Origin of the sequence: Hyphomonas sp. UBA3601, assembly GCF_002375605.1 — a bacterium.
In the GTDB taxonomy this organism is placed as follows: domain Bacteria; phylum Pseudomonadota; class Alphaproteobacteria; order Caulobacterales; family Hyphomonadaceae; genus Hyphomonas.
This window is the reverse complement of record NZ_DFME01000141.1, coordinates 11,796-15,411: the sequence shown is the minus strand read 5'-3', so window position 1 is coordinate 15,411 and position 3,616 is coordinate 11,796. Positions and strand designations below refer to the sequence as shown.

The 3,616-nt window shown below is 61.1% G+C and carries 5 protein-coding genes; 4 read left to right on the top strand and 1 reads right to left on the bottom strand.

All coding sequences use genetic code 11. The annotated features are described in order from the left end of the window. The 3 genes from B4F73_RS15940 to B4F73_RS15930 form a co-directional block, all read left to right on the top strand. On the top strand, nucleotides 1-889 hold an 889-nt coding region (locus B4F73_RS15940), incomplete at its 5' end, for an AGE family epimerase/isomerase (protein WP_290483756.1). Between the two features lie 55 nt (nucleotides 890-944). Further along, complete coding sequence (gene gpmA / locus B4F73_RS15935; protein ID WP_290480320.1) at nucleotides 945-1,658, top strand: 2,3-diphosphoglycerate-dependent phosphoglycerate mutase; 714 nt, start codon at nucleotides 945-947, stop codon at nucleotides 1,656-1,658. Between the two features lie 32 nt (nucleotides 1,659-1,690). After that, entirely contained in the window at nucleotides 1,691-2,110 is a 420-nt protein-coding gene (locus tag B4F73_RS15930; RefSeq protein WP_290483755.1) for a bifunctional diaminohydroxyphosphoribosylaminopyrimidine deaminase/5-amino-6-(5-phosphoribosylamino)uracil reductase RibD, read from the top strand. On the opposite strand, the gene B4F73_RS15925 is transcribed toward B4F73_RS15930, so the two are convergent. After that, complete coding sequence (locus B4F73_RS15925; RefSeq protein WP_206991790.1) at nucleotides 2,107-3,156, bottom strand: glycosyltransferase; 1,050 nt, start codon at nucleotides 3,154-3,156, stop codon at nucleotides 2,107-2,109. The two genes, B4F73_RS15930 and B4F73_RS15925, sit on opposite strands and share 4 nt — an antisense overlap. Before the next feature lie 134 nt (nucleotides 3,157-3,290). Here B4F73_RS15925 and B4F73_RS15920 point away from each other — a divergent pair. Beyond that, nucleotides 3,291-3,616, top strand: a 326-nt coding sequence (locus tag B4F73_RS15920) for a glutathione S-transferase N-terminal domain-containing protein (RefSeq protein ID WP_290483754.1), incomplete at its 3' end; no start/stop codon positions are given.

Here is a 3,616-nt window from a genome sequence, read left to right as displayed (position 1 = left end):
GCGCACCCTCAGCGGTACGGCTCGGCGGGAAGATGGCCTCGTGGGTCGCACGCTCAACGCAGATAGCCACGAATATGTCGACGATACGCCCGACACGTATGATCTCGCCTTCACGCTCTACGCGCTCGCCGTGGCCAGTGAAGCTCTGGACGACGGAAGCGGCGCGATCGCTTCGGCAAGGGCGCTGCTGGATGCGCTGGACGGGCGGATGAAAGACCGGATCAATGGCGGCTATGCCGAAAGCTTGCCGCCGCCATCCCAGCGCAGCCAAAATCCGCATATGCATTTGCTGGAAGCGTGCCTGGCCCTGCACCGGGCCGACCCTGAAGGGGACCATCTCACCCGCGCCAGCGAACTCATCTCCCTGTTTCAAGCAAAATTCACCGCAGGCCCCGGCGGCCTGCTGGGAGAATTTTTTGCCCCGGACTGGGCAGAAGGCGCAGGCGATGCCGCGCGCATTGTCGAGCCGGGTCACCAGTTCGAGTGGATCTGGCTATTGAGCCAGCACGCCCGCGCAACCGACCAGCCAATTCCGCCCATTGCCGGTCGCTTGTACAGCTTTGCCACCAGCACGCTGGATCCAGACGGGCGGGCCATTCTGGAAGTCACCCGCGATGGCGCACCCCACAATGCGGGGCGACGCACCTGGTCGCAGACCGAAGCGCTCAAGGCGCATCTGGCAATGCTGAATCTGACTGATGACGACGCCATCGCTGCCGCGGCCTGCCAGAGCTTCGACATCCTCATGGACGAATATCTCACCCCGGAAGGCGGGTGGATCGACCAGTATGATGGCGATGGCCACATCGTCTCAACCAACATGCCAGCGTCCACCGGCTACCATGTCACGCTCGCATTTTCAGAGCTGATCCGGGCGATGGAAGCTTGAACCCGGACCCTTTTACGCTGAAAAGGGCCCGCAACAGACCAAAAAGGAATTTTTCATGCCCAGATTAGCGCTTGTCCGCCACGGCCAATCCGAATGGAACCTGCAAAACCGGTTCACCGGCTGGTGGGATGCCGACCTGACCGAGAAGGGCGAAGCCGAAGCCAAAAAGTCCGGTGAAATGCTGAAAGCCTGCGACGCCGATTTCCGCGCCGCGTTCACCAGCGTTCAGACCCGCGCCATCCGTACGCTCTGGATCGCCCTGACGGAGATGGACCGCGTATGGATGCCGGTGACCAAGCATTGGCGCCTGAATGAGCGCCACTATGGTGGCCTGACCGGTCTCAACAAGGCAGAGACTGCCGACAAACATGGCGAAGATCAGGTTCATATCTGGCGCCGCTCCTACGACATTCCCCCACCGCCGATGGAAGCTGGCAGCGAGTTCGATCTGGCAGGCGACCCCCGCTACAAGGGCATTGATATCCCGAACACCGAAAGTCTGAAGCTGACACTGGAACGTGTGCTGCCCTATTGGGAAGAAGCGATCACACCCGTGCTCAAATCCGGAACGGACGTCGTCATTGCAGCACATGGCAACTCCCTGCGCGCCCTGGTGAAACATCTGTTCCGGGTGCCGGATGAGTCCATTACCGGGATCGAGATTCCAACCGGTAATCCGCTCTACATTGATCTGGATGACACGCTCAAGCCAGTCTCCGTTCGCTACTTGGACTCTGATCGCAGCAAGCCGCTTCCTGAACTGCCATGAGCTTTCGCCCGTCCCGACGGCGCGACCGGCGCATGATGGGACGGGCCCACAGCCTGGCTCGGCTCAACAACGGCCTCACCGGGATAAACCCGTCGGTTGGGTGTATCATCCTGAACTCTGACGGGCATGTCGTCGGCGCGGGGGTAACCGGTCTGGGCGGGCGTCCCCATGCCGAGGAGGTCGCGCTGGACGAGGCCGGAGCCGCTGCGCGAAGTGGCACCGCCTATGTCACACTGGAGCCATGCCGCGAGCGATCCCAGGGCGGAAAATCCTGCTCCGTGAAATTGCTGGAGGCCGGCATCGCCCGCGTCGTCTGCGCCATAGACGACCCACACCCGGTCGCCAATGGGGGCATCCGCGCCCTCAGGGACGCTGGAATTGAAGTCCGGATCGGGCTTGGCCAGCGCGAGAGCCGCCGACTTTACCGAAAATTCTTCGCAAGCCTGCTCTAGCCAGTGAATGGCCCGGCATGCGCGATGATCTTTTCATACAGCGCCACGGAATCGCGCTGGAACGCGGCCTTGTTGAACTGCTGCTCATATGAGGCTCGGCCACCTTCGACCAGCTTTGCCGCGAGCGCCTTGTCCGAGATCACCCGGCTGAGCGCCGTGGCGAGCGCATCGACATCATTTTTCGGAATCAACAGCCCGTTCACTTCATTCTTCACATAGGCTGCCGGGCCAACCGCATCTGCCGCAACCAGCGGACGGGACGCTGCCCATGCGTCGACGGTCACCGTGCCGAACGGCTCGTAGCGGGACGGGAAGGCCACCACATCGCAGGCCGCGAGCAGCGCGCCGCGATCATTGCGCCAGCCCAGGAAGCGAACCCGATCATCCAGCCCAAGTTTGGTACACTGCGCCTTCAACTCTGCCTCAATCGGGCCATCGCCCGCGATCCAGACATACAGGCCTGGCACTTTGGCCGTGGCATCCAGCAACGTGTCGAGACCCTTCTTCTCATGCAGGCGCGCCAGCGCGAGCGCAACGGGCGCATCTTCGGGCGTATCCAGCGCCGCGCGGCTGGCCGGATCAGTGCCTTCAAAATCAGCATAGGTGTGAACGATGGCAGAGCGATCGTCCGGGACACCTTGTTCGCGGATGTGACGCAGCAAATCGATGGTCAGGCCGACATGCCATTCGCAATTCACGAAGCGCGCAAGTTTGTAATAGCCACCATACCAACCAATCGAACGATTGCGGTATTCCTTCGGCGCATATTGCCCGGCGCGGCCCATCCAGTACTCGATAACATCCGGCTTGAAGACCTTGATCGCGTCGCCAATCACGCGCCGCGTCGGGAAGGGCCACGTATTGTTGAACGCGGCCACATCCACCCCGATGCCGGCTTCACGGAATTTCTGGACGCGGAACTGGTTGTCCGGTCGTGTGACCACATGCTGGGTCAGACCGGCTTCTGCCAGTGCCAGCACGGATTCCAGCATGATGTTCTCTGCGCCGCCTTCCTGGGCGCCCGCCATCACGTGCATGATCCGCATCTGCCGCTCCTTTCAATGTCCAACAAGTTCTGACCGAGCGCATACCCATTATCACCAGCTGCGGCAAACGCTCCTTGGCAGTGCGTGCTGAAATGCCTACAGACAGGGCCAAACACAATGAAAGCCGTATGCCCATGTCCGATTATCGCCTCTTCGGCGCAGATACCTCGCCCTATTCCCAGAAAGTGCGGTCGTTCCTGCGCTACAAGAATATTGATTTCGACTGGGTATCCCGCTCACGCGAGAATGAGGAAGAATTCCAGGCATTGGCGCGCGTGGCCTCTGTGCCGCTGCTGGTCTCCCCTTCGCGATCGGCCAATCAGGATTCCACGGCAATCATTTCCGCCCTTGAGGAAGACCATCCGGAGCCTACGGCCGTTCCGGACGACGTTGCCACGTCGACCCTTGCGCTGATCCTTGAAGACTATGCGGATGAATGGCTGAACAAGATCATGTTCCT